Origin of the sequence: Neohoeflea coraliihabitans, assembly GCF_019334345.1 — a bacterium.
Classification (GTDB): domain Bacteria; phylum Pseudomonadota; class Alphaproteobacteria; order Rhizobiales; family Rhizobiaceae; genus Pseudohoeflea; species Pseudohoeflea coraliihabitans.
This window is the reverse complement of record NZ_JAHWQX010000002.1, coordinates 484,789-510,142: the sequence shown is the minus strand read 5'-3', so window position 1 is coordinate 510,142 and position 25,354 is coordinate 484,789. Positions and strand designations below refer to the sequence as shown.

Genomic DNA, 25,354 nt, shown 5'->3' with positions numbered 1-25,354 from the left:
CCAATCCTAGTGTGCGCCGCCTTCGAGATAGGCCGCCCGGACCTCCTCGCGCTTCAGCAATTCCTGTCCGGTGCCGCTCATGGTGATCGCACCGTTCACCATCACATGGCCGCGATGCGCCAGCTTCAGGGCGTGAAATGCGTTCTGTTCGACCAGAAACACGGTCAATCCCTCATTGCGGTTCAGTTCGCCGATAATCTCGAAAATCTGCCGGACGATCAGCGGCGCCAGGCCCAGCGACGGTTCATCGAGCAACAGCAGTTTCGGCCGGCTCATCAGGGCGCGTCCGATAGCCAGCATCTGCTGCTCGCCGCCCGACAGCGTGCCGCCGCGTTGCACCTGCCGCTCCTTCAGGCGCGGAAACAGATCGAACACCCGCCGGACATCGTCGTCGAAATGCTTGTCATCGACGAGTTGGGCGCCCATCTGCAGGTTTTCCATCACCGTCATGCGCGGAAAGATCCGCCGCCCTTCGGGGGACTGTGCGATACCCAGACGCATGATCTCATGCGTCGGCATGCGGGTGATGTCGGTGCCGTCATAGACGATGCGGCCGGCACGGGCGCGCGGATTGCCGCATATCGTCATCATCAGGGTCGACTTGCCGGCCCCGTTGGCACCGATCAGCGTGACGATTTCACCAGGTTGCACATCGATATCGACGCCGCGCAACGCGACAATGTTGCCGTAATAGGTTTCCACGCCGGAAACCGACAGAAGCGGAGCCGTGTCAGCGGTCACTTGGCGCCTCCCTTGCCATTGGGGTCACGCGGGGACGTTTTCCTGTCTTCCCGCCGCGAGAATTCGGTGTCTTCCCCGGCGGCAAGCTGACGCGCCTGTCCCACCCAATCCTCGCGCGCAATGCGGCCGTCAAAGGCGAGATAGCTTTCCGCCTGTTTCACATCTTCAGCGGTCCATGCGGCAATCTGGTCGAAGTGAAAGATGCCGTGGGCGTTGAGCTTGTGCTCATTTACCGGACCAATGCCACTGATACGCGTCAGCTTGTCCGGGCGCCCGTCGCGCGCGGTGGAAAGAGCGCCAGCCATCGGCGTCTGCGCCGCATCGGCGGCAGGCCCATCCGCCGGCTCGCCGAGAGCCGCTGCACTGGCGGCCGCCGCAGGCGGGATCGGATCGAGTTCAGCCGACTTCGGCACAGGCCCGCTCTCGTCGCCGGTCACATCCGTCTGCGTTGTGCCAAGAGGCCTCTCCGGGCTGTCCTCGCCAGGAGCCTCCCCGACTGACTTGCCGGCCGCCAGCGCGGCATCCTCCTCGAGCACTTCCTCGACCTCTTCCTCATCTTCAACGCCGAGATAGGCGGCAATCACCTTCGGGTCGTTGCGGACGAATTCGGCATCGCCATCCGAGATCTTTTCGCCGTAGTCGAGCACCACGATGTGGTCGGATATTTGCATCACGACGCCCATGTCGTGCTCGATCAGCAGGATCGATGTGCCGTGCTTTTGCCGGATGAATTGCAACAGCTCGTTGAGTTCGGCGGATTCCCGCGGATTGAGACCGGCCGCCGGTTCGTCAAGGCACAGAAGATGCGGGTCGGTGCACATGGCGCGGGCGATCTCGAGCCGGCGCTGTGCGCCATAAGGCAGATCGCCGGCCGGGTCGTCGGCGCGGTCGATCAGTCGCACCTGTTCCATCCAGTAGACAGCCTTGTCGATCGATTCAGCCCGCGACTTCTTGTAGCCCGGCAAGCCGATCAGTCCGCCAATGGTGAAGTTCGAGGCCACCATCAGCGGATTGTGCTGCGCCACCAGAAGGTTCTCGAGCACCGTCATGCCGGCGAACAGGCGGATGTTCTGAAACGTTCGCGCCACCTTGGCACGCCGCGAGATCATGAAATCCGGCATGCGTTCGAGCAGGAAGACACCCGAGCCATCTTCATGGTGATGCTGTTCGCCCGAATTGGTCACCGAAGCGATCAGGCTTTCCGGAACGTTGCGGCCGTGCCGCATGACGATCCGGCCCTCGGTCGGCTTGTAAAACCCGGTCACGCAGTTGAAGACGGTCGTCTTGCCGGCGCCATTCGGACCAATCAGAGCCGTGATGTCACCGCGGCCGACATTGAAGGACAGGTCATTGACGGCGACAAGCCCGCCAAAGCGCATCGTCAGGTGTTCGACCGTCAATACGGGATCGTCATCCCACGACGAAAGGGTGCCGCCCTGCGCGGGCATGGATGTCACATCTGTCATCATCAATGCCCCTCACCTTGGGCGACCATGTCCGCGCCGATGGTCTTCTTCTCCTTGTAGACGGCCGAAGGCTCACGCGACGAGACGAGGCCGCGCGGCTTCCACACCATGATCAGAACCATCGCCAGGCCGAAAATCAGCATGCGATACTGGGTCGGGTCGAACCCGGTGCCGAAAACTGCCTGCAGGAAATCGAGATTGCGCAACAGTTCGATGCCGCCGATCATCGCCACCGAGGCGATAACGACGCCGATCTGCGAGCCCAGTCCGCCGAGCACGACGATCGCCAGGATGATTGCGGATTCAAGGAAGGTGAAGCTTTCCGGCGAGATGAACCCTTGCCGCGTGGCGAAGAAGGATCCGGCAAATCCGCCGAACATCGCACCCGTTGCAAAGGCGGTCAGCTTCGTGTTGGTGGTGTTGATCCCCAGCGAACGACAGGCAATCTCATCTTCGCGCAGGGCCTCCCAGGCCCGCCCGATCGGCATCTTGCGCAGTCGCATGGTGATGATGTTGGTCAGGATCGCCAGCACGAAAATGATATAATACAGGAAGATGAAGCGCTGAATGGAATCGTAATCCATCCCGAAAAAGTCCGCGAAACCGCCTTCGCCGCGCTTGAACTCGAGACCGAACAGGGTCGGTTTCGGAATACCGGAAATGCCATCCGGACCGCCGGTGAACTGGTACCAGTTCAACAGCACGACGCGGATGATCTCCCCGAACGCCAATGTGACAATCGCCAGATAATCCCCCCGCAGCCTCAGCACCGGAAACCCGAGAATGACGCCCCAGAAGGCGGCGAGAATGCCGGCCAGCGGCAAGGCGACCCAGAAGCCGATGAACTCGTAATGGGTCGACAGCAGCGCAAAGGAATAGGCGCCGACCGCGTAGAACGCGACATAGCCGAGATCGAGAAGGCCGGCGAGGCCGACAACGATATTCAAGCCCCAGCCCAGCATGATGTACGTCATGATCAGAATGGCTAGATCGATGAACTGCCGATCGCGCGCCGGAAAGAAGTAGGTGAAGAAGAAGGGCAGCACCAGCGCGAACACGAACAGTGCCCGTCCCAGCCATTTGCCGAGCCCGGGAACAGCGATCGATGACGCGGCTTTCTCATTGCCGCGAAAATGCGCAAACGCGGCGACCAGTCCGACAGCGGCAAGGCCGATCAGCACGCCGAAAATAACCGACCCGATCCGGTCACCCGGCGAGGAATTGATGACGAAGATTGCCGTCAGCGCCGCCACGAGGGCCGCCGAAACGGCGATTTTCAGACCGCGCGATTGCTCGTCAAGAATGAACACCTGGATCAGGAGGCGGCCGAAAAACACCACCAGGATCGAGACGATCCACAGCATCCAGCGGGTCGTGACGTCCAGCCCGCCGGGCGCGATCTCGGTGCGGATGGCGAAAAAGAAGAAACCCAGTACGGCCACCAGCAAGGCGGCAATCACTGAATCCTTCAAGGCTGCGGCGAGCGGGTGAGCGGATGATCCGGGGCGTCCGGTCGGCCGGTTCGGCGCAGCCAGACGCTCCTCGCGCTTCACCTGGGCGCCTTCCGGCCGATTGAGGTTTGCCGGTTGGTTATCGGTGCTTGTCATCAGACTTTCTCGACTTCAGGCTTTCCGAGCAGGCCCGAGGGCATGAAGATCAGAACGATCGCCAGAATGGAGAAGGCTGCGACGTCCTTGTACTCAACGGAGAAATAACCGGACCAGAAGGTTTCGATCAGACCGATCAGCAAGCCCCCCAGCATGGCCCCCGGCAATGAGCCGATGCCACCGAGAACCGCTGCCGTGAATGCCTTCACCCCGGCCAGGAAGCCGATGTAGAAATCGACGACGCCATAAAGCAGCAGGAACATCATGCCCGCCACCGCAGCCAGGGCGGCACCCATCACGAAAGTCAGCGAAATCGTCCGGTCGACATTGACGCCAAGCAGCGCCGCCATCTTCTGGTCCTGCTCACAGGAGCGCTGCGCCCGGCCGAGCGGCGTCTTGGCGATCAGCAGCGAGAAGCCGACCATCAGCACGAAAGTCAGGCCGATGATGATCATCTGCATGTAAGACAGCTGAACGGAAATCGCGCCTGTCACGGTGCTTCCTTCCATCAGCTGCACGCCACCGGAGATCTGCGGCGGCAGCGGCTTGACGCGCGCCCCTTGCGTGATCTGCACGAAGTTCTGCAGGACGATCGACATGCCGATGGCGGTGATCAGCGGCGCCAGCCGGAAGGAGCCGCGCAAAGGCCGGTAAGCCAGTCGCTCCACGGTCCACCCCCAGGCGGAGGTGAAGATCATCGACACGACCAGCACAAGCAGGAGGACGATCGGCAGAAAGGTGAAACCGAAAACGGTGGTCAGGATCAAAAACACCGCCAGGGCGATGAACGAGCCGACCATGAACACATCGCCATGCGCGAAGTTGATCATGCCGATGATGCCGTAGACCATCGTGTAGCCGATGGCGATCAACCCGTAGATCGAACCGAGAGTCAGCCCGTTGATGAGCTGCTGGATCAGGTATTCCATTAAAATGGTCCCCTGCTTTATGTTTTTTGTGCGGCCGTTTTCTGGTGGCCGCTTTCCCCGGTCGCCATCTTTCACAAGATTACGCCGGTCGCAAAGCAAAAATTCGGAATTTGGGGGGAATCCTCAGAAATTCCATAAATCGGGAAAAATTGACCGAGAATTCATCTGAAAACAGTAAGTAATGCCCGGATTTCCGGGCAAATTGGAAAAATTTCCCATCTCGTCAGGTGGCGAGATTCTGGCTTCTAGCCGCAGAGATCAGGCAACACGCCGCAGAAAGCCCTGTGGCGCGACGCTGATCTGCAATTTATGATCGATTTCCTCGTCAATGACGAAGTCCGGGTGCGTTTGCAGAAATGCATGCACGGCGGTTTTCGGATTGCTGCCGGCTCCCCACGGGCGGTTGCCGATCAACGCCTCCGGCAGATCATCGATAATCGTGTCGTAGACGATGATGTAGCTGCCCGGCGACACCAGCGGCGCGTAAGCCTCCAACTCGCCAAGCACATGATCGTGCGTATGGTTGGAATCGAGACAGACCAGGACCCGCTCTGAGCCGGCGGCGCGCGCTTTCACCTCATCGACAATCGCCGGATCGATACTCGAACCCTCGATCATGTCGATACGCGGTGCCATCGGGTGGCTTTCGATGGCATCGCGGTTGTGCGCGCGAATGTCGATGTCGATGCCGAGCACTTTTCGTTTCGGTGCCCGCGGATCAAGCGTTTCGCCGCGCTCGCTCGCCTCGCTGTAATCAAGCAGCGCCAGCATCGAGGCGGAAAACACCAGCGAGCCGCCATGAGCGATCCCCGTTTCGATGATCAGATCCGGGCGGATTGCATGGATCAACTCCTGCAGAGCCCAGGCATCGTTCGGATACTGGATCGCTGGCCGGCCGAGCCAGCGGAAGTTATAGGACCATTTGTGGGGGGCGACTTCCCGCGTCCAGATCCGCGACAGAGCCTGCAGATCGCGATCTCGTCCGAGCGAGGCGATGTTGTCCGCCACTTCGGCGCGAAAGGCGTCATCGGCTGTCATTGCTTTTCCTTCAGGCTCAGATGGTCCGTGCCGCAGATCAGTTCAGCCGCGATTCCAGCAGTTCGACCGGAAACAGCATGGCATCGACCATCCGGTAAAATTCGCCGGCGCTGCGTGTGTTGCCCATATCCATGTCGAAATACAGCATGTCGTCCGCGGCGCCAATGAAACGCGCCATTCCGGGCTGCCATTTATAGTGGGGCTGAAAGGTCTTGGCTGCTTTGCTGCCGCGCCACGCGGCAATCGCCTTGCTGTAGGTTTTCTTGCGCAAGGAAAATTCAGCACGGTCCGTGGAGGTTTCGACATCGCGCGCGCAGGCCTGGATGAAATTGTCCTCCCAGCCGGTCAGTTCGATCCCGTAGCGCTGCTTGAAGCGTTCAATCGTATGGCCGATGGAAGCGGCAAGCCCGAGGTCAGTTGGAAACGGAAAGTCGGCTGCCTTGAAATCTTCTGCAGGCTCGTTGCCGCCAGCCGCCGCGCGCTCCTGGCCGATTTTGCTCTCCCGCATGCCCATCGCGTTTGACGCATGGCAGGTTCCCATCACCGACAGGGGCCGCTCCCAGTAGACAAAGCCCTCGGCCAGCATCACCGTCTTGCAAATATTGTCGTAATCGACATTGCCCTGTTCGAAATACGTCCCGGAGAAAGCGTCGCGGATTCGCTCGATCAGGTCACGCTTCAACGCGCCGTGATAGATGCCGAACGGACAGGCCGGCCGGTCGGTGGCCTTGTCCCAGAAAAAGAGGCGCTTCATCATGTCCTGCGTCTTGTAGGTGCGCAGGTGGCTTGTCGTCGGAATGGTGCTGATCTCGCGTTCCGATCGCGCATCCGGCCATGTGTAGGGGGTACGGCCCCAGGAGATTGCGTCGACCTTCGGCACGACGCTTTCCGCCAGACGAATAACTTCACTCAGCTCGGGGTCGAGGTAGTCGTCATCGGCGATGACGGTGATCCATTCACCGCGCGAGGCGGGGATCAAACGCGACCAGTTTCCGCCCGTGCTCAGCGGCTGCGCAGCTGGCGCGATCAACCTGAACCGTGAATCGGTGTTGGCCTGCGCAAAGTCGGCCAACGGCGCTGCGTCATCGGAGTTGTCGGCCACGATCACCTCGAAATCTTCGCGTGGCGACTGCAGCATGTGACGCACCGCGTCGATGGCAAAGGCCTGTCGGTTGCGGGTCGGTATGCAGATCGACAGGCGCGTCATCGGACGAACGCTCTGGCACCGGAGAGAACGTCCCTCAGAGGCAGCATCGCATGCTCACCGAAGTGATAGAATGCGGCCGGGGTTTCGGCGGCGAGCTTGCGCTCGTTGAAATAGACCGTGCCCTGATGCAGCCCGCTGGCCTTGTTGATGACTTTGTCCGCGATGTAGGGCGCAGGCCGGAAATACTCGGCATAGCGGCCGTCGTGCCACTGCGCAAAACCGCGTCGGAAAGTGGCCACCTGCGCGGCATATTGCTCCTCGCTGCGGCTGTAGAGGCATTCGTTGGCTGCCGCCCTGGCGAAATTCTCTGCAAAACCTGTCATGTCCACATTGTAGGTGGTGCAGAACCACACGATCGTGTGCGCGATCGTCACGCTCAGTGACGCATTGCTTGCATCGAGAGGGAAGGGAAAGTCCGGATGCTCGACCGGGATGTTGTGGCGGCTTTCCGCGTTAAATGTGCGCAACCGTTGCGACATGACCGACTGCGATTGCACGCCAGCCGAGTTCGAAGCAGCGCAGGCGCCGAGCACCGAAAGCGCACGGTTTGAATGCACGATCTTGTTAGCTTCGAGGATTACCTTGCAGGCGCTGTCATAATCGACATTCGGATGTTCGAAATAGCGCCCCCCGAAACGGGCCTTGATGCGTTCCAGCACCGACCGGCGTACGGCGCCATGATAGACGCCGAAACTTACTGAAGGCCGCCGCAGTCCTTCCGACCACCGGAACAGGCGGTCGTGGAGATCGGCCTTGTCGACCACCAGCGTCCCGGACGTCACCGGCACGGAAGCCAGGGTCTGCATCGGACGGTTGTCCGGCCAGTTGAAATGCATCCGGTTCCAGCCAACAACATCGACATCGGGATGCAGTTTCTCGTAATACTGCAAGACCTGACTGAGGCGCGGATCGAGATAATCATCATCCCCGATAAAGCAGATCCACCGCCCGCGCGTCTCGGCAATCGTCCGTTCCCAGTTGTCGACCATCGACAGCACGCTGTTTTCAGGTGCCAGCCGCCGGAACCGCGCATCGGCGAGCGTGTTCTCGAAGAAATTATCGAGAACCGCGCCATCATCGGAGTTGTCCGCAACGACGACCTCGAAATCGGCCCCCTCGCAACCGGCAAGGGCACGCAAGGTCTCCATGCAGTAGCGCTGTCTATTGCGCGTCGGCACACAGATAGTCAGATTGATCATGCCGGGTTCCCGAAATCGTGTGCCCTGAACCTGTCAATTCAAGCTTGTGTCATCCTTGTGATGCGCGCGTCCTGGCTCTTGATCTTTTGCCCGGTGGGGCAGGGGAGCTACGCGGATCAGTGTCTATTCAGGCGTTGCGCTTGCTCTGCACGATGGCAAGGTCGAGGGCGGAGAGAAATGCCGATCTATCGCGTCGCGAGAAGGGCGCCGGACCGCCGACCTGTGCGCCCCCGGCACGCAGATCCGACATGATCGAGCGGGTGGCCACCGCCATGCCAATCGAATTTTGGGTGAACGCCTTGCCCTTCGGCGACAGCACCGAGCCGACGCCCTTGGCCAGACACCGTTCGGCAAGCAAGATGTCCGTGGTGACAACGATAGAGCGGTCATCGGCCAGTTCGACGATGCGATCATCGGCGGCATCGAAATTGCCCGGCACCACCTCGAGGCTGATCAGCGGGTCCTTCTCAAGCCGCAGATAGGCGTTGGCGACAAAGATGATCGCCAGGCCGTGGCGCAGCGCCACACGGATGGCTTCGTCTTTGACAGGACAGGCGTCGGCATCGACAAGAATACGGATTGGCTTGGCCATGCCTCGGTGTGTGCGACGCTGGCCACTTTGTCAATTGCCGGTCTCGCGGGCTGTGCTTGCGCCCGTCCCGAGCTTGCAATAGGTGTCAGCTTCACCGCCCGGGCGATAGCCGGGCCAAATTGTCTCGGCTGTTGTCGCTGACATCTCCTGGAGGTTCACATGTTCACTGTTGCACGTCGCCTGGCCTTGCACGGCCTCGCCGCTGTCTCGCTTGCTGCTGCCGCTGGATTTGCGGCCGGAACGCCGGCCCTCGCCGCAGACCAGATCAAAATCGGCATTCTTGCCTTCACATCGCATTCGCCCAGCATGATCGCCGAGGCCAAAGGCTACTTCGATGAGAACGACCTCGACGTCGAATTCGTCTCCTTCCAAGCCGCGCAACCGATGGCCGTTGCGATTGCTTCGGGCGACATCGATTTCGGCATGACGGCGATTTCCGCCGGTCTGATCAGCCTCGCAGACAAGGGAGCGGTCAAGATTATCGGCGGCGCCCTGCAGGAGAGTGACGACATTGACGGCCAGAAGATCCTTGCCTCGAAAGCTGCCTATGACGCCGGCCTGACCAGCCCGGAAAAGCTTGCTGGTCATAAATTCGGTGTGACGACACAAGGCTCCTCCTTCCACTACATGGCCCACAAGATCGCGGACAAGGCGGGTTTTGACCGAGCCGAGATCAAGATCACGCCGCTGCAGAAGGTGCCGGCCGTTATCGCTGCCTTGAAAACCGGTCAGATCGATGCCTGGTCGATCGTTCCCAATATCGCCGGTGCGCTGACCCGCGGAGAGGAGATCGTCGAGATCGGCAGTGTCGCCGATTATATCGAGAATTACCAGGTCACGACGGTCTTCACCTCGACGCGCCATGCCAGCGAAGATCAGGAGCTGGTCAAGCGTTTCCTCAAAGGCCTGTCGCGCGGCATCGCCGATTACAACGCGGCGTTCGTCGATGCTTCCCTCTCCGATGACGAGGTGGATGAAATTGTCGCCATCGTGCACCGCTATGTCTATGCGGATCAGCCGATCGAGAAGGCCGCGCCGCGCATCAAGGCGGGCGCCATGCGCATCAATGCGGATGCCCGGCTCAACATGCAAAGTGTCGAAGATCAGCTTGAGTGGTTCAAGTCGGAAAAGCTGGTGCCCGACAGCGTGACCGTGGATATGCTCGTCGACCCGAGCTTTGTTGAAACCTATTGATCCGATCGGTTGCCGCACGGCTGAACGATCCGTCATGCGAGCCGGCGGTCGCCGCCGGTTCCAGCGTCTCGCATGGAGAGCGACATGCAACTGATTGCCCGGTCCATCACGCACGCCTACGACACGGTTGAAGTTCTCAGCGATGTCTCGCTGACGATCGGCGACGCTGAAATCGTCTGTGTCGTCGGCCCGTCCGGCTGCGGCAAGTCGACCCTGCTGCGCTTGCTCGGCGGCCTCGAGCGGGCAACTTCAGGCTCTGTGCTGATCTCCGGGTCGCCGCCCGCGGACAGCCTCAATCCGCTGACCTACATCTTTCAGGATTTCGCCCTGCTTCCATGGCGCACTGTCGCGGGCAATGTCAGCCTGGTGCTGGAGGACCACGCCATGGCCGCGGGCCGCCGCGCCGCCATCATCGCCGATGTGCTGGCGCGCACCAAGCTCGCCGAATTTGCCGCGGCCTATCCGCGTCAGTTGTCCGGCGGCATGAAACAGCGGGTTGCCATCGCAAGAGCACTCGCCGTCAATCCCGCCGTCATGCTGATGGACGAGCCGCTTTCGGCGCTCGACAGCCAGACGCGCGAGCTGCTGATGGACGACCTGGTTGATCTGTGGACCGATGTCCGCTTCTCGGCGTGCTACATCACGCATAATCTGGCCGAGGCCGTGCGCCTCGGACACCGTATTGTCGTCATGTCGCGCCGCCCGGGGCGCATCCGTGATGTTGTGGAAATCGACATTCCCATCGCCGAGCGCGCCGGGCGCGGCAAGGAACTATCCGAAATTCAGGATCGGCTCTGGAACCTGATGCGCGAGGAGGCACGCGCCGCCGACCGGGAGATCACCGATGCCGCCTGAGATGATCCTGCCAAACAAACAAGACTTTGCTGCCGATCAGCCTGACACCGAGGGAGCGGCAGCTGCCGCACCGCTGCAACCCGTGCCCTTTCGCGGCGGCGGCTTTGTCGCGCGACCACGCCGCATCATCGCCCCGCTTCTGTTCATCGTTCTTATCGCGCTGTGGGAGATCGGTTCGCGCACCGGCGTGATCTCGCCCATTTCGCTGCCCGCTCCTTCAGAGGCGGCTGGTGCCCTGGCTGATCTGGTCACCACCGGCATGTTGTGGAAGCACCTGTCCGCCAGTCTTTTTCGCCTCTCGGCCGGTTGGACCTTGGGCACATTGCTCGGCGTCACACTCGGTCTGGCAATTGGCCTGTCCTCGACCGTGCGGGCCGGATTGGCGCCGCTGGTGGCGGCCCTGTTTCCGATCCCGAAGATCGCCTTGCTGCCCCTTTTTATCGTCTGGTTCGGCATCGGCGAAGGCTCGAAGGTCGCCACGATTCTGTTCGGCACATTTTTCCCGACTGTCATTGCCACCTATGCCGGTGTCGACAATGTCGACCGCAACCTGATCCGCATGGGCCAATCCTTCGGCTTGAGCTGGCGTTCGATCGTGCGCAAGATCATCGTGCCCGGCGCACTGCCGTCCATCCTGTCGGGGTTTCGCATTTCCGCCTCGATCGCCATCATATTGCTGGTCGCAGCCGAAATGATCGGCGCTGAATTCGGCATCGGAGCCTACATCCTGATGGCCGGAGCATTATACGCCATCGATCAGTTGATCGCCGGCGTCGCGCTGTTGTCCGTGCTGGGCCTGACCGTCGCCTGGCTGATCGGACGCACCGAGAAATGGCTGCTTGCCTGGCGCGCGTGATGGCTTTTTGGCCGGGCCCGGTCTGCTGATCTTGCTCACGCAATTCACCGCAAACGAAAAACGCCGGACCCAAGGGCCCGGCGCTTCTCTGTAAAATGTTCTGCTCTTAGTTGTAAGGAGCAGCCATCTCACAACGCTGACGCACGCGATCGGAGAACAACGCATTGTCCTTCTCCCACTCGGCGCAGGAAGTGCGGAAAGCGGTCTGCTCTTCTTCGGTGGCTTCGGCCCACATGGCGGCGAAGTCATCATCGGAACGCATCATCTTGTTGTCGGCATCGTACATCAGGCGATACACGCCCGGATCGACTTCAACAGCGTTTTCTTCCCAGTAGGTCGTCGTATCGAGCGCACCCGAGCTGTCGGCCAGGGCCGGAGCAACGGCTGAAAGGGCGAACGCGGAAGCGGCGGCGATTTTGATAAGAGTGTTCATGTCTGATCCTTTGGTTTCTACTTGTTTGTAAGGGATCGGGTTCGTCCCGACCTCGTGTTTTTGCATTCGACAAGCGGAAAACGGGCGGCCCCGCTTAAAGTTCCAGACCAGCCGGTAAATTGCCAAAATAAGTGCGATTTGCAGGAAGAGAGACGCGACGATGCCCGGTGTCCCACTGGACACCGAGTACCTCGTCGAGGGTAGACAAGGGGGCGAAGAGACTTCTTTATATAAGGGGGCAGCCACTGAGGGGAGCGCCCGCCTGAATTGGAGCGCCGAACGTAGCGCGTTCAGGCCGCGGTGGTGCGCAAGATCATGGCTTCAACAAAATCCTGAAAATCGAGCCCGTCGACAATCGACGCCGACCAGGTCCCAAACATCCGTTCTTCAATCTCGATCATCGCAATCACGATCACCCCAGTATGCCGCTGGTCAGCGCGGATCTCACTCATCAGGGCGTCAAGATCGGCTTTCTCCCCTTCGAGCACTTCTGCAAAGTTGATGCCGTTGAAGCGTAAGGATCCCGTGATGCCGGCCTTGCCATAGCGCTGTGCGGCCTTGTCGGCCAGCGCTGTGACATCGGACTTGTGGAAATCGGGGACGGCAGTGCTGACATAGAACAGTCGGTACAAGGACATGAACCTCTTTGGCTGAAGGATTGCCGGGATGACGTAGGGTCATCTGATAAGCGCACCTACTGCCGAACCGCTGCTCACGGCTATTAAAAAAGACATGCGTAATACAACTTATTCGCCGTCTCGCGGCCTTGTCTGACAAAGCTGGTTGAGGCCCGCGGAGCAATAATTCGCAACCCGGCGCGGAACGAATGGTCGCGCCCTACGTTGCTCAATGGCGAAACGAAAAGGACCGGCTCGGCCCTCTGCTCTGCAAAACGGAATGCCAAGCCGGTCAGTATATCGATCAGACATACAAGGAGAAGATATCATGTTGCGCACCCTTTTGACTACCACTGCAATGGTCGCCGTCCTTCAGACCGGCGCCTGGGCGCAGGATACAGAGACAAAGAAGCCCCTGAACGAAGCTTCCGAGATCGAACAGTCGGCTGATGTCAACGCCAACGCGTCTGCTGATGTCGATGCGAATGCTGAGATGAAAGCAGACGCTGCAACCGAAGCTGATGCCGAGATGAAGGCAGATGCCGAGATGAAGACGGCTGTGGATGAAGAAACGGCTGCTTCGACCCAGGGCAATGCCGGAGGCATCGACGGTTACTACACCGCCACCAGCGGCGAAATTCTCGCCAACAAGCTGATCGGCAAGACCGTGTACAACGGCATGGGTGAAGATGCCGAATCCATCGGCGACATCAACGATCTTGTGCTCGCTCAGGACGGCCAGACCGAAGCCGTGATCATCGGCGTCGGCGGGTTCCTCGGCATCGGCGAGAAGAACGTTGCCGTTGAGTTCGACCGCATCTCCTGGACCGGCGAGCAGGGCGACGAGCGCATCGTCGTGGAAGCCTCTAAGGAACAGCTGGAATCGGCCCCGACCTTCGACACCGCCGCGATGACCACCGTGGATGAAACCCGCGAAGTTGCTGAGCGCTCGGACGATGCCGTCGGCACGATGGCCACTGACGGTGTCGCCGAAACCACGGCAGTTGCTCCGGCAACCGCTACCGATCCGGCAGTCGGCGAACCGGCTGAAACTGCCGCCGTCGAGAAGACCGACCGCGAAACGACCACCGGCGCCATCAATCCGGATGACCGGATGGTGGATCGCGAAAGCATGCAGCCGGTTGATGTCTCGCAGGTTTCGGCTGACGAACTCCTCGGTGCCTGGGTCTACAACAGTGAGAACGAGTCCATCGGTGAAGTCAACGATGTGATCCTTTCGGATGAAGGCCAGGTTGAAGCCTTCGTTCTGGATATCGGCGGCTTCCTCGGCATCGGCGAAAAGCAGGTTGCTGTCAGCTCGCAGGATATCGATTTCCGCAAGGACGATGGTGATGATCTGATGATCTTCACCCCGTTCACCCAGGACCAGCTGGAACAGCAGCAGGCCTACGATGAAGAGACCTACCGGAATGACCGGGAAAATGGTGCTCTGCGCGCCACCCGCTCGTAAGGCACTCGTCTCATAGTCTGTTACAGAACTGAATCTGGAAGCCGGTCCTTCGGGGCCGGCTTTTCTATTTGGAACTTTGCGGGCGCAGGCGCGTTACCTGAACGATCGCATCACGAAATATTTTAAAGGAGATACACATGGCACGCGCAACAGCGGCACGGACAAAGGCAGACGTTTCAGGCGCGTCCGACCGGCCAGGCGCTACCGGTGACATCGGAGCGGATGTCGAAGCGCAGATCTCTCATCTGAAGGGTGAGATGGCGAAGCTGGCTGAAGCTGTGTCCAACGCCGGCTCGGTGATCGCGACCGATGTCAAGGGCAATGCCCGGGTGCGTTCGCGCCAGTTGCGCCAGACCTCGCAGGAAACCCTCGCGGATTTGCGGGAGCAACTCGACGAAATAGAGCGGCAGGTATCCGGCCACGTGCGCGAACGCCCCCTGGCGTCGATTGCCGCAGCTGCCGGGGTCGGTTTTCTGATCGCCCTTCTGACCCGTCGCTGACGGCCGCTCGATGCGGGGCAATGTCGCCATTTCCATGGTTCTCGGCTTGTTCAGCGGAGAGGCCGGTTTCTGGGCCAGCCGCCTGAAACGCAAGCTGCTTTTCCTGTCGATAGCCGGGTTTCTGCTGGTCACGGCCTGGGCCGTCGGCGTGGTGGCCGTCGTGATAGCGATTGCCGCTGAAACGGACCCGCTCACTGCAACGATGCTGGTGGCCGCCGTATTGGCGGCCACGGCATTGATGCTGATTGCCGTGATGATGATCATCGATCGTCGTGCCTTGCGGAAGGCGCGCCTGCGCCAGTCAAAGCGTTCGCTGTATGCCACGACAGCCGCCCTGACCCTGCCGGCGATCGTGCGCTCCAAGCCGCTCCTTTCCGTGGCCCTGGTGGCGGGGGGCGGATTGCTTCTGGCCAAAGCGTTGGGCGTCGGCGGTTTCCTGTCCGGCGATGTCGAGGACGAAGAATGATCGCGGGCTTACCCGGGGGCCTGACGCAGGCCTGAAACCTGATCTCGCGGTCATCTCGCGCACGAGAACACCGAAAGACGAGGAGCCCCGTTACCGATAGGCGGAGAGATGCGCGCGCACCTGCGCCAGATCCTCCTCGTGGTGACCGGCGTCCTCGAGCGTCTTCATCAACAATTTTTCGTGCACCTGGACCAGGGCGCGCGTCTCTTCGGTCCCGACATTGGCCAGGCGCTCCAGTGCTTGCGCCACGGAAATTGCCATCATCACATTATTGCGCGAGGCGCGCCGCAGCGGATGGAACGCCGTGTCGAGCATCGACTGCAGCGACAGGCCGGGAACCACGAGGCGCAGCTTGCCCTCGTCATCGCAGCGACGATAGGTCGGCAGACCTTGCCGTGCCGGTTCCGAAAGGGCGGAGGTGATGCTGTCCAGGCAAGCGCGAGCGGTATAGGTGTCATTAATGCCGGGCGACAGCGCCCGCAGCGCGATCTCGATCAGCAGATTGATCGAGAATTCGATATTGCGTGCATCCGAGCGCGATTGTTCGATGGTGACCAGCGCCAGCAATTTTGCTGCAATGTCCTCGTCGACCTCCTTGTTCAAAAGCAGAAGCTGTTCGCCGCGCAGCAGATAGAATCCTGCTGGCTGGGCCAGTCGCACGGCGAGGTCCTGCTCGGTGGCGAGGCTGATGGCGGCGTTCTCATCGATGTGTCCGACATAGCCCGTTGTCTCGGACCGGATCGCGTAGTGATAATCATGCTCATCTTCGCCGGAATAGCGATCGGCATCCTGTTTCATCAAGACGCGGATACTCTTCGCCATCTTGCGTGAGATCGCGGCAATCTCGTCATCGATGGTCACGGATGTCGAGACATGACGTACGAAATAGATCAATTGCAGAACCGACAGAATGGCCAGGAAGCCGGCGATCGAGATCGTGAATTTTGGCAGAAAGTCCTGGCGGATCATCATGATCGTCACGAGGCTGTAGAGAAAGGTGCCCCCGAGGATGCCTGCTGTCACCTGGTTGACCGGTTCAGTCGTGAAGCGCCGCAGCAGTCGCGGACCGATATTGCCGGCCGCCAGGGTGAAGACCACCAGGACCAGGGAGTAGGTCAAGCTCAATGCCGTCACAGCCCCGGTCGCCACTGCCGCCAACAAGGTATGCGCGCTTTGCGGATCGATCTGCAACACGAAGGGGCTCATGAACCCCTCGGCAAAATTCGAATCGATATAGTAAAGCGGCACGGGCAGCGCGGCGATGCCAAGCGCGATCAGCGAAGGCACTGTCAGCAGCATGAAGATCGATTGCGGGACGCTTTTCAGCCCTTCTCGCATGCTCATAAATGGGCTTCTCCTGGAAGGATGACCGGCAATTCGCCGGGATGAATGCGCAAGGTCACGGGATCCTTGATATCGACCAGTTCACCGTCGATCACCGTGTGCACCCGCTTGCGGCGCGTAAAAGTCAGGACCACCTCCCGTCCGCGCTTTTCGATGATGTCCGGATTGTTGCGCCAGGTTCCGAGCGTGATGTCGGCAAGCATCTTAGCGTTTGCCGCCACCGTCGCCGGCCGCGCATAGTAGATCCCCAGCTCTCCGGACAGCACCGCGTCCGCGTAGGGCAGGTGGCCTTCGCCGTAAGGATTGTTGGACACGGACAACGAACTGACACGCTCCCTATGCTGCACGCCATCGATGTTGATGTGAACTTCGAGGCTGGGGGGACGGCGGATCGTGTCCAGCGCGGCGACCACCGACGCCTTGATCTTGCCGAGCCGGGTCTCATAGGGCTGCTGATTTCGCTCCTCGATCATGCGGCGATGAAAACCGACGGCGAACTGGTGCAGGTAGGGCCGACCATTGGCCGTGGCGATGTCGCTGGCTCCCACTGTTCCGGCCGCCAGCGCCGCGACAGCCGCGTCAAGATCCAGCGGCATGCCCAGTGCCCGTGCGTACAGATTCATCGTGCCGGCCGGCAGGATGCCGAGGGGTTTCTGCGCCTTCCATGCCAAACCGGCCGCTGCTGAAATCGTACCGTCGCCTCCCCCGGCGACCACGGCCTCGATCTCAGTATTGTCAAAGGCATCGCTGAGCGCTTGCATGAGATCTTCGCCAGCGACAGCCCGGCAGTCCACCTCATGGCCGTGCGCGACAAAACGCGCCTCGATATCCGTGGTGAGTGCCTCCATATCGAGGCTTTTCAGGGTTCCCCCATCCTTGTTCAGTATCACGCAGACACGCATGGGGAAGCCTCATTGGCGCTTAAAGAAATGGACGTTCGATCTCCGGTAGACCTTCCCATCCCGAAAGCTCCATCAGCCGTGCCTCATCGAGAATTTCGTAACCACGCTCGCCCCAGCGAACCAGCTTCCGGTCCGCGAGCTTGCGGAGTGTCTTATTGGTATGCACGATCGAAAGGCCGAGCGTATCGGCCACGTGCTGTTGGGTGATCGGCATCGTCATCCGGCCATCTCCGACCATTCCCGCGTTCTTGCCGCGCTGATACAAAAAGGCCAGAAGATAGGCGGCCCGCTCGAGCGCTGAGCGGCGCCCGACACTTAAAAGATTCTCATCGAGGATTCGTTCCTCCTGAGCCGCCAGCCATGTGATATCGAAAGCCAGCGTCGGATGCTGCGTGTAGATTTCCGCCAGCCGGCGCCGCTCGAAGACGCAGAGGCGGACGGCGGAAAGCGCTTCCACAGTGTGCTGCATTTCATCGAACATGCTGCCCTGCAGGCCGAGCAGATCTCCGGGCACCATGAAGTTCATGATCTGCCGTCGCCCGTCGGGCAAGGTCTTGGAGCGAAACGCCCACCCCGACTGGATCGTGAAGAGGTTGGCGTTGCGGAAGCCTTCGGTGAGAATACTTGTTCCGGCCGCGACATTCAGCTCGCCGGATTTGAAGTCGCTCATGAAAGCCAGTTGATCTGGATTGAAATCGCGGAAATATTCCGAATGCCGCAGCGGACAGGCCCGGCATTTGGTTGTTGGCAGGCTTTTTTCCATGTCATCTCCCCGCCATGACCCGGCGACACCTCAGCCTCCTTCATAGCGGGGTATTGCGTGGCTTCCCATAAAAATATGCTGAACCGCCCGCGAACAGGCGGCCAGTTTTTAGAAAACGGATCCGGACCCTGCAATCAGACGAAAGAGCGCAGGGTCGAAGACGCGGACGATTTATCAGGACCGAAATCCATTTCACCGTCGATTTGCATGATCTCCAAAAGGCGGGAGCGTGCCCGGCTGACGCGGCTCTTGATCGTTCCGACGCGACAGCCGCAGATTTCGGCCACTTCCTCATAGGCAAACCCGGAGGCGCCGACGAGCAGTAGCGCCTCGCGCTGGTCCTCGGGGAGCTGGGTCAATGCCTTGGCGAAGTCTTTCAGGTCGAGCGAGCCGTACTGACCGGGATGCACAGCCATCCGCTCGGTAAACAGGCCGTCGCTGTCCTGCACCTCGCGGCCCTTCTTGCGGGCCTGGCTGTAAAACTCGTTGCGAAGAATGGTAAACACCCAAGCCTTGATGTTGGTGCCCATCTCGAAGCGATCCTGGGCTCCCCATGCTTTCAAGATCGCGTCCTGAACCAGATCGTCGGCGCGATCGGAATTGCCGCACAGCGACACGGCGAAAGCGCGAAGGTTGGGTAAGACCGACAACAATTCGCGTTTGAACGGATCTGATGCTTCACTCATCGGCATGTTTCGCAGCAGGCGCGCCGTTCTTTTCGGCGGCATCAAGCTTTTCCAGCAAGCTCAAAAAACGGTCGGGGATACCTTCTTCCTCGACCGCAGAATACAGCTCCTTGAGCTTCTTGCTGATTATCCGATTCGGGTCATTCTGCCCGTTAAGGCGTTCCTTGCTTTTCCCGGCATGCTCATGCGGCATATTGCTCACTCTTTGGTCATCCATTCACGACGAAATGCGTCTGGCAAAAAAAAGTTCCCGATCAATGGAGCTTTTTTTCGCCTGATTGGTTATCACCTTGGACAACCATATGCCACCATCAAGGAGTCAATTGATGTCAATAGCCGCGCGCATTGCGCCTCATATTCCCTACCTCCGTCGTTTTGCACGGTCGGTAACGGGGTCCCAAACATCCGGTGACGCATACGTTGCCGCCGTCCTTGAGGCCTTGATCGCAGATATCTCCATCTTTCCTGACGCCTCTAACGATCGCTTGTCATTGTATAAACTTTTCGTCGCTTTGTTTGGTTCCATCACCATCGACGTCGGAGAAGCGGTTTCTCCCTACGCTTGGGAAAAGCGCGCCGCGCAGAATCTGATGCATCTTGCGCCCCGCCCGCGTCAGGCTTTTCTGCTGGTCGCCGTCGAAGGATTCAGTGAAGAGCAGGTGTGCGAGATTCTTGACACCACGATGCAGGAAACAGCGGATCTGCTCAATGAAGCCTCTCGCGAGATTTCCGACCAGGTGGCCACGGACATTCTCATCATTGAGGATGAACCGCTGATTGCCATGGATATCGAGGACATGGTGCAGTCGCTCGGGCACAAAGTGACCGGAATTGCCCGTACGCATTCCGAAGCGTTGAAACTGTTCGAAACAACCAAGCCGAAAATGGTCCTGGCTGACATTCAGCTCGCTGATGGCAGCTCGGGCATCGACGCGGTCAACGACATTCTCAAGACCGCCGATGTTCCGGTGATTTTCATCACGGCCTTTCCTGAGCGGCTTCTCACGGGCGACCGCCCGGAGCCAGCGTTCCTCGTGACCAAACCCTTCAACCCGGAGATGGTCAAGGCGCTGATTTCGCAGGCGCTGTTTTTCGAGCGCTCGGACGCGGAGGCGGCGTAAGGGACACTTGCACAGCGGCGTGAGCGGAACCATTGGGTGCCAAGGCCGTTTGTCTCTCATCAACAGGCAGGGAGAGTTCAAATGTTGTATTATGCCCTTGTTTTTCTTGTGGTCGCTATCATCGCAGGCGTGTTGGGCTTTGGAGGGATTGCCGGTGCTTCAGCCGGCATAGCGCAGATCCTCTTTTTCGTGTTTCTGGCCTTGCTGGTCATCTCTCTGGTGGCAAACATCTTCCGTCGCGCTTGAGCCCGAGCGCCCCTCGCTAAAACGGCAGGCGGTTCGCTTTGAGCCGCCTGCCAAGCTGCAGTTTGAACAGTAGACCTGTAAAGGGATTCCATGCCAGCCAGGCTGTCGAGCCAGACCCGGGGGGCGGTTGCGCCGTTATTGTTCATGGCCCTCAACAATGCCCAGGTGGGGGTTGTCGTGAAGGCCGAGGACGGAAGCTATCTGTATGCCTCCGGTCTGCCTGAGTATTTTCCGTCCATCGACCTGAGCGAGGCGAGCGACGAAAGTCTGTTTGCGGACGACTGGCTGAAGCTGATGCAGGAGGGACAGCGGCAGGTCCTTGCCACCGGCAAGCGCTCGGTCGTCGAACTGGTGCGCACCACCAATTCGCAATATTGCGCCTGCGAATGCACCATTGAGCGCTACGAGGCCGACGGTCTGGCGCCTGCCATTCTCATCACATTTGTCGACCTGACGCCGGAGCGCAAGCGCGAAGACGCCCTCAAGGCTCTGTTGCGCGAGGTCAGCCACCGATCGAAAAATCTTCTCGCGATCGTCCAGAGCATTGCGGCCCAGACGGCGCGGACCAGCGAGGGGCTGGACTTCTTCCTCACCAAATTCCGCGGTCGCTTGGCAGCGCTGTCTTCGGCTCAAGATCTGGTAACCGAATCAAATTGGCGCGGCGCTCAGTTCAAGAGTCTCGCCCAGCACCAGTTCATGCGCTACATCGAAAAGGGAGATCGCCGGGTGTCGATCACTGGCGAGGATGTCCTGCTGTCGCCCAATGGCGCGACGCATGTCGGCTTGGCGCTGCATGAGCTGATCACCAATTCGGTCGCGTTCGGCGCACTTTCAAACAAGGCTGGCACCCTCGCGCTCGACTGCAAGCGCTTGGAGGATGGCCGCTATGTCATAAGTTGGGAGGAGCGGACCGGTTTGGCAAAAACGCCTCTTGCAAAGGAAGAGACCGACGTCGCCAGTCGCAAACAGTTCGGCAGCACTGTGCTCGAGCGAGTTGTGCCCTCAGCGCTTGAGGGAGATGCCGACTACGACATCGAGCCGCACTTCGTTTCCTACCAGTTGGAATTCCGCGTCGCAGATTATTAGGTGCACGTGCCGATCGCCGCTCCCACGGGGCACAATCCCCCTCGAGTTCACGATTGCTTCCGCCCCGCTTTTGAGATGCGGCGCATGAAGGTTAGGCTGCGTGTGAATACGGGTGCTGAAAAAATAAGGGCCCGGCGATGGTTGGGGGGACCAAGGCCGGGCCATTTCCAGCGGGGTGGGCTGGAAGCAACTGCCGCGGGGTGGGGGACGGGGTCTCGGCAGTTGAGAGTTAAATGCACGTGTCTGCGGAAGGTTCCAAAAAAAAATTGATTAGTGGCGGGCCACCCAATCATCGATTTCGCGATCGGCTTCATCCTTCGATTTGCCGTAGCGCTCCTGGATCTTTCCGGAGAGTTCCTGGCGCTTGCCCTGGATGTTGTCCATGTCGTCATCGGTGAGCTTGCCCCACTGCTGCCTGACATTGCCCTTGAATTGCTCCCAATTGCCTTCGATGCGGTCCCAGTTCATGATCGTCTCCTTAGATTTTGCGTCGTTTGATGCACTAGCCCAGCGGTTCGGGAGGGCCGGTGGTTGAACGCGTTTGAGCGGGGAGAGTTCCGCATCACTTAGCTGTCAGTTGCGCAACAGCCCTGGCCTGACCGCGGCACCTGGTGGCAGGAACCAAACCGATCCGCCCGCGTTTGCCTCGCAAAGGATTACCTGCATGCGCTACGAGAGATTGCGGCCACCGATCGTGCGCCTGCCCCCGAAAACGGGTCTGGACAAGATCCTCAGTCAGACCGCAACCATTTCCCTGATTCTGCTCGGCCTGCTCGGTCTGAATGCACTTCTGTATTTCGGCGAGGCGGTCCTGTCGCCTGTGGCTCTGGCTCTCGTGGTCGGCCTGATGTTCGGGCCGTTTGCTGATCGGCTGGAGCGACTAGGCCTGCCGCCTCCGCTTTCTGCGGCCGTCGTGGTCCTGACCTTCCTCATCTTGCTGATGTTCTTCATCACGGGCTTTGCCGTTCCTCTGAGCGATTGGGTCAATCGCCTGCCGCTGATCTGGCAGCGGGTCCAGAGCATCATTGCCGACTGGCAGGGCGTCATGGATTCGGTCAGTTCACTCGGGGCGCAGCTCAAGGACCTAACTGGTGCCGAAACGAAAATGGAGGTGACCGTCGATGACACGAATGCGGCGGCGGAAATTGCCTTTCTTGCGCCCGGAATCATCGGTGGAGTGCTGATATTTCTCGCCAGTCTCTATTTCTATCTGTCTTCCCGGCACGCCATCCGCGCCGCTGTCCTGCGGCTGTGCATGACGCGTCGGCTGCGCTGGCGCATGGCCCATATATTTCGCGACGCAGAGACCCTGGTGTCGCGCTATCTCATCTCCATCACCATCATCAATGTGGGCTTGGGAGTACTTGTTTCGATGGCGATGTTTGCCCTCGGAGTGCCCTCGCCGTTCTTGTGGGGACTGCTCGCCGCGAGCCTGAATTACATTATCTATATCGGACCCGCATTGATGGCGTTGATCCTGCTGGCCGTCGGGTTGGCGACCTATTCGACAATGCCCGCAATGTTTTACCCGATGCTGACCTATCTGCTCCTCAACTTTGTTGAAGCCCAATTCATCACGCCCAGCGTGTTGGGGCGACAGCTGACCATCTCACCGTTCATCGTTTTTCTCACGGTTATCTACTGGCTGTGGATGTGGGGGCCCATTGGCGGCTTCGTCGCCGTCCCCTTGCTGCTGGTGGTCGCCGTGACGATCAATCACATCCTGCCGCTCATGCCCTTATCCGGAGTGGAAGGCGCAGCGCCCAAACCAAAACGATCGTTCAAATTGAGGCGCTAAGGCCGGATCGGGCGCGGCGTCTCAGTCCCGCCGGATAAGCCCGCGTTGAGAGGGCTCGGCATCCGCCTCCTCGGCTTCTTGAACCGTGTACAGCTTGTCATTGCGGAACGCGCTGGCGAAATCAGTGGTCGTGCCATCACCGGGCTTGGCGCTGATGTCGAGAAAATCCGTCTCGGCCTCCGCGGCGACGATGCGGGCATCGGCCGGAGAGTGGGCACAGACGCTGACCGTGCCGTGATTTGCAGCGTTATCCCAATTCGGATCATCCGGCGCGGCGATCGGCACAAGATGAAAGATGCGCAATGGCTGGGTGCCTGAGGCGGCGTGGTCGTTCGGGGCGCCGCTGGTCGTCCCTGCATGTGTGGCGCCGGCATCTGCTGATTTCGGCACGTCAGTCAGTTCGCCCACCTCGTGTTGAGCGGCAGTGGATTCCGGTGCCGGACTGCCGAGGGGACCGGGCCTTGGGTTGGCCGTGTCGGAGGCAATGCTCATGATCCTCTCCTTCTGTCGATGCTTCGGGGATCGTTCTGCAAAACGCCGCATGCCGGCGAAAGTTGCCGGCAACGCTCGGAACGAAGCGCGATGCCCGGCGTTGCAGCCTTGAAACCTGTGTGATGCAATTGCCGCCAAGGAGATCCGCATGGCCCGCTGGTGCCTGATCGCGCTCCTGCCTTTGCTTCTGCTAGCATGTGACCTTCCACGCGATAGCGAAGGCACGACACAGGCGGTGCGCGGCAACCTTCTGAAAGTCGGTGTGCTGGCAGACCCCCTGGACACAACCGATCGCACGGCAGCCGAGCAGGTCGCCGCTGTACTGCAAGCGCGCATCGAATACCACCGCGGCGATCCGCACCACCTGGTCGAGCAATTGCGGCAAGGCGAGATTCAGTTGCTGCTGGGCGATATTTCGGTGGACACCGTGTTTAAGAAGCACGCCGGCACCACCAATCCGATCGGCCATGTCACGCTCGGCTCCGATCGCATCGAACGCGTCATGCTGATCCGCAAGGGGGAGAACCGCTTTCTGCTCGAAATCAATCGCGCCATCCGCGATCTCACGAAAAAGGCGCAGCTATGAGCAATTATCCGCCGCTGCCACAGGATCTGGAAGAAAAGCTGCGGCGCGCCCGCCGTCTAGAATGGTGGACGCTGATCTGGATGGTCAGCATCGTAGTCCTCATCTATCTGGTCATGGGCAACAGTCAGGCGATGAAATCAGCCTGGATCGAGGACATGCTCAGCCTCATTCCTCCCATTCTGTTCCTCGTCACCGCGCGAATTGAACGCGTCCCGCCGAACCGGAAATATCCATACGTTCTGCATCGGGCCGGGACTCTGGCCTTTGCCCTGGCGGCCGCGGCCTTGTCCGTGATGGGCGGTTATCTGGTTTATGACGCCGCCTCTGTCTTGTTGCGGCAGGAACACCCGACGATCGGCTCGATGCAGCTGTTCGGCACACAGGTCTGGATGGGATGGCTGATGATGGCGGCCCTCGTTTACTCGGTCGTTCCGCCTGTGGTGCTGGGGCGCAGGAAAGCCAAGCTCGCCCGACCGCTGCAGGACAAGGTCCTGCACGCCGACGCCCAGATGAATGCTGCCGACTGGAAGACCGGGCTTGCCGGCATTCTTGGATTGACCGGCATCGCCTTTGGACTGTGGTGGGCCGACGCAGTCGCCGCGGGTCTGATCGGTTTTGATATTCTCAAGGACGGGCTCAAGAGTCTGCGCACCTCGGTCGCAGAACTCCTCGATGGCGCCCCGCGACAGCTTGACAACAATGCCAACCAGCAGGTCGTCGATCAGCTGAACCAGCGCATTGCGGAGGATCGCCATCTGCCGGCTGGCGCAGTCGAGGTAAAAATACGCGAAGCGGGGCGCTACCTGCATGTGGTCCTCGGCTCCGACACGGCCCTTCGCCCCGACCCGGCCGAGGCGGAGCGTCTTTTCGGCCCACACGCCTGGCGCGTTGTCACATTGGCGGGCAGTCTCGAAGCGGAGGACCGCAGGCCGCTGGCCGAAAGCGAGGCCGATCCTTCGACGTCCAGGCGAACGCCACATAACCCATCACCGCCTCTTGGCGACGGCCCTGAAAAGTAAACCGGAAAGACCGGCCACAGGCCGCAGGGATCCGTATTGCGGAACCGGACGCACGAGCCCTGAATTTTCCGCCGCGACCGGAACCTCGTCAGCGTCAAACACGTTGTTCTGGTCAGGCCGGCGACCACCGCCGCAGGAGA

The 25,354-nt window shown here is 60.1% G+C and carries 28 protein-coding genes and 1 pseudogene; 11 read left to right on the top strand and 18 right to left on the bottom strand.

Annotated features, from left to right (window positions below):
* Positions 1-6: 6 nt before the first annotated feature.
* From KY465_RS08430 to KY465_RS08395, 8 genes are all read right to left on the bottom strand, one after another.
* On the bottom strand, positions 7-741 hold the full coding sequence (locus KY465_RS08430; RefSeq protein ID WP_219201226.1) for an ABC transporter ATP-binding protein: 735 nt from the start codon (positions 739-741) through the stop codon (positions 7-9).
* On the bottom strand, positions 738-2,207 hold the full coding sequence (locus tag KY465_RS08425) for an ATP-binding cassette domain-containing protein (protein ID WP_428982962.1): 1,470 nt from the start codon (positions 2,205-2,207) through the stop codon (positions 738-740). Before KY465_RS08425 ends, KY465_RS08430 begins: the two co-directional genes overlap by 4 nt.
* A gap of 2 nt (positions 2,208-2,209) precedes the next feature.
* Complete coding sequence (gene livM / locus KY465_RS08420; protein WP_255561529.1) at positions 2,210-3,814, bottom strand: high-affinity branched-chain amino acid ABC transporter permease LivM; 1,605 nt, start codon at positions 3,812-3,814, stop codon at positions 2,210-2,212.
* Complete coding sequence (locus tag KY465_RS08415; protein ID WP_219201225.1) at positions 3,814-4,743, bottom strand: ABC transporter permease subunit; 930 nt, start codon at positions 4,741-4,743, stop codon at positions 3,814-3,816. The genes livM and KY465_RS08415 overlap by 1 nt, the downstream gene beginning before the upstream one ends.
* 258 nt (positions 4,744-5,001) lie before the next feature.
* Complete coding sequence (locus KY465_RS08410; protein ID WP_219201224.1) at positions 5,002-5,781, bottom strand: cephalosporin hydroxylase family protein; 780 nt, start codon at positions 5,779-5,781, stop codon at positions 5,002-5,004.
* A 37-nt stretch (positions 5,782-5,818) separates the two neighbouring features.
* Complete coding sequence (locus KY465_RS08405; RefSeq protein WP_219201223.1) at positions 5,819-6,988, bottom strand: glycosyltransferase; 1,170 nt, start codon at positions 6,986-6,988, stop codon at positions 5,819-5,821.
* Positions 6,985-8,187 carry a glycosyltransferase family 2 protein gene (locus tag KY465_RS08400; protein WP_219201222.1) on the bottom strand — a complete coding sequence of 401 codons (1,203 nt, stop codon included), beginning with the start codon at positions 8,185-8,187 and terminating at the stop codon, positions 6,985-6,987. The genes KY465_RS08405 and KY465_RS08400 overlap by 4 nt, the downstream gene beginning before the upstream one ends.
* A gap of 127 nt (positions 8,188-8,314) precedes the next feature.
* The gene (locus KY465_RS08395; RefSeq protein WP_219201221.1) at positions 8,315-8,779 is read right to left on the bottom strand and encodes a YaiI/YqxD family protein; all 465 of its coding nucleotides are present in this window, start codon (positions 8,777-8,779) and stop codon (positions 8,315-8,317) included.
* Positions 8,780-8,938: 159 nt separating this feature from the next.
* Here KY465_RS08395 and KY465_RS08390 point away from each other — a divergent pair, with 159 nt between their 5' ends.
* From KY465_RS08390 to KY465_RS08380, 3 genes are all read left to right on the top strand, one after another.
* Positions 8,939-9,973, top strand: a complete 1,035-nt coding sequence (locus KY465_RS08390; protein ID WP_219201220.1) for an ABC transporter substrate-binding protein — start codon at positions 8,939-8,941, stop codon at positions 9,971-9,973.
* A gap of 84 nt (positions 9,974-10,057) precedes the next feature.
* Positions 10,058-10,828 (top strand): ABC transporter ATP-binding protein, encoded by a 771-nt coding sequence (locus KY465_RS08385; protein ID WP_219201219.1) that lies wholly within the window; start codon positions 10,058-10,060, stop codon positions 10,826-10,828.
* Positions 10,818-11,684 (top strand): ABC transporter permease, encoded by an 867-nt coding sequence (locus KY465_RS08380; RefSeq protein WP_255561528.1) that lies wholly within the window; start codon positions 10,818-10,820, stop codon positions 11,682-11,684. Before KY465_RS08385 ends, KY465_RS08380 begins: the two co-directional genes overlap by 11 nt.
* 106 nt (positions 11,685-11,790) lie before the next feature.
* Here KY465_RS08380 and KY465_RS08375 read toward each other — a convergent pair whose 3' ends face one another.
* Both KY465_RS08375 and KY465_RS08370 read right to left on the bottom strand, forming a co-directional pair.
* Positions 11,791-12,300: a hypothetical protein gene (locus KY465_RS08375; protein ID WP_219201218.1), complete on the bottom strand. Its 510-nt coding sequence runs from the start codon at positions 12,298-12,300 to the stop codon at positions 11,791-11,793.
* Positions 12,301-12,407: 107 nt separating this feature from the next.
* The gene (locus KY465_RS08370) at positions 12,408-12,755 is read right to left on the bottom strand and encodes a BLUF domain-containing protein (protein ID WP_219201217.1); all 348 of its coding nucleotides are present in this window, start codon (positions 12,753-12,755) and stop codon (positions 12,408-12,410) included.
* A 307-nt stretch (positions 12,756-13,062) separates the two neighbouring features.
* On the opposite strand from KY465_RS08370, the gene KY465_RS08365 reads away from it, so the two are divergent.
* Both KY465_RS08365 and KY465_RS08360 read left to right on the top strand, forming a co-directional pair.
* Complete coding sequence (locus KY465_RS08365) at positions 13,063-14,205, top strand: PRC-barrel domain-containing protein (protein WP_219201216.1); 1,143 nt, start codon at positions 13,063-13,065, stop codon at positions 14,203-14,205.
* A 137-nt stretch (positions 14,206-14,342) separates the two neighbouring features.
* Positions 14,343-14,705, top strand: a complete 363-nt coding sequence (locus KY465_RS08360) for an ElaB/YgaM/YqjD family protein (protein ID WP_219201215.1) — start codon at positions 14,343-14,345, stop codon at positions 14,703-14,705.
* 192 nt (positions 14,706-14,897) lie between these two features.
* On the opposite strand, the pseudogene KY465_RS18850 reads toward KY465_RS08360, so the two are convergent.
* The 6 genes and pseudogenes from KY465_RS18850 to KY465_RS08330 all read right to left on the bottom strand — a co-directional run.
* Positions 14,898-14,969: pseudogene (locus tag KY465_RS18850) on the bottom strand (hypothetical protein); the annotation flags it as partial.
* Between the two features lie 292 nt (positions 14,970-15,261).
* A complete protein-coding gene (locus KY465_RS08350; protein ID WP_219201214.1) occupies positions 15,262-16,515 on the bottom strand; it encodes a DUF2254 domain-containing protein in 1,254 nt (417 codons plus the stop codon).
* Positions 16,512-17,417 (bottom strand): diacylglycerol/lipid kinase family protein, encoded by a 906-nt coding sequence (locus KY465_RS08345; RefSeq protein WP_219201213.1) that lies wholly within the window; start codon positions 17,415-17,417, stop codon positions 16,512-16,514. The genes KY465_RS08350 and KY465_RS08345 overlap by 4 nt, the downstream gene beginning before the upstream one ends.
* Before the next feature lie 19 nt (positions 17,418-17,436).
* Positions 17,437-18,180: a Crp/Fnr family transcriptional regulator gene (locus tag KY465_RS08340; RefSeq protein WP_219201212.1), complete on the bottom strand. Its 744-nt coding sequence runs from the start codon at positions 18,178-18,180 to the stop codon at positions 17,437-17,439.
* Between the two features lie 134 nt (positions 18,181-18,314).
* Entirely contained in the window at positions 18,315-18,872 is a 558-nt protein-coding gene (locus tag KY465_RS08335) for an RNA polymerase sigma factor (RefSeq protein WP_428982989.1), read from the bottom strand.
* A complete protein-coding gene (locus tag KY465_RS08330) occupies positions 18,859-19,059 on the bottom strand; it encodes a NepR family anti-sigma factor (protein WP_219201732.1) in 201 nt (66 codons plus the stop codon). The genes KY465_RS08335 and KY465_RS08330 overlap by 14 nt, the downstream gene beginning before the upstream one ends.
* 133 nt (positions 19,060-19,192) lie before the next feature.
* Between KY465_RS08330 and KY465_RS08325 the strand changes: the two genes are divergently transcribed.
* The 3 genes from KY465_RS08325 (at position 19,193) to KY465_RS08315 (ending at position 21,319) form a co-directional block, all read left to right on the top strand.
* Positions 19,193-19,987 (top strand): response regulator, encoded by a 795-nt coding sequence (locus KY465_RS08325; protein ID WP_219201731.1) that lies wholly within the window; start codon positions 19,193-19,195, stop codon positions 19,985-19,987.
* 81 nt (positions 19,988-20,068) lie between these two features.
* Positions 20,069-20,233, top strand: coding sequence for a DUF1328 domain-containing protein (locus KY465_RS08320; protein WP_219201210.1), 165 nt, complete (start codon positions 20,069-20,071; stop codon positions 20,231-20,233).
* A 144-nt stretch (positions 20,234-20,377) separates the two neighbouring features.
* Positions 20,378-21,319, top strand: coding sequence for a PAS domain-containing sensor histidine kinase (locus tag KY465_RS08315; protein WP_219201209.1), 942 nt, complete (start codon positions 20,378-20,380; stop codon positions 21,317-21,319).
* A 270-nt stretch (positions 21,320-21,589) separates the two neighbouring features.
* On the opposite strand, the gene KY465_RS08310 is transcribed toward KY465_RS08315, so the two are convergent.
* The gene (locus tag KY465_RS08310; protein WP_219201208.1) at positions 21,590-21,787 is read right to left on the bottom strand and encodes a CsbD family protein; all 198 of its coding nucleotides are present in this window, start codon (positions 21,785-21,787) and stop codon (positions 21,590-21,592) included.
* Positions 21,788-21,983: 196 nt separating this feature from the next.
* On the opposite strand from KY465_RS08310, the gene KY465_RS08305 reads away from it, so the two are divergent.
* The gene (locus tag KY465_RS08305) at positions 21,984-23,117 is read left to right on the top strand and encodes an AI-2E family transporter (RefSeq protein ID WP_219201207.1); all 1,134 of its coding nucleotides are present in this window, start codon (positions 21,984-21,986) and stop codon (positions 23,115-23,117) included.
* A gap of 21 nt (positions 23,118-23,138) precedes the next feature.
* Here KY465_RS08305 and KY465_RS18655 read toward each other — a convergent pair whose 3' ends face one another.
* Entirely contained in the window at positions 23,139-23,609 is a 471-nt protein-coding gene (locus tag KY465_RS18655) for a hypothetical protein (protein ID WP_255561526.1), read from the bottom strand.
* 235 nt (positions 23,610-23,844) lie between these two features.
* On the opposite strand from KY465_RS18655, the gene KY465_RS08295 reads away from it, so the two are divergent.
* Both KY465_RS08295 and KY465_RS08290 read left to right on the top strand, forming a co-directional pair.
* Positions 23,845-24,195, top strand: coding sequence for a hypothetical protein (locus KY465_RS08295; protein WP_219201206.1), 351 nt, complete (start codon positions 23,845-23,847; stop codon positions 24,193-24,195).
* Entirely contained in the window at positions 24,192-25,214 is a 1,023-nt protein-coding gene (locus tag KY465_RS08290; RefSeq protein WP_219201205.1) for a cation efflux transmembrane domain-containing protein, read from the top strand. The genes KY465_RS08295 and KY465_RS08290 overlap by 4 nt, the downstream gene beginning before the upstream one ends.
* The last annotated feature ends 140 nt before the right edge of the window (positions 25,215-25,354 follow it).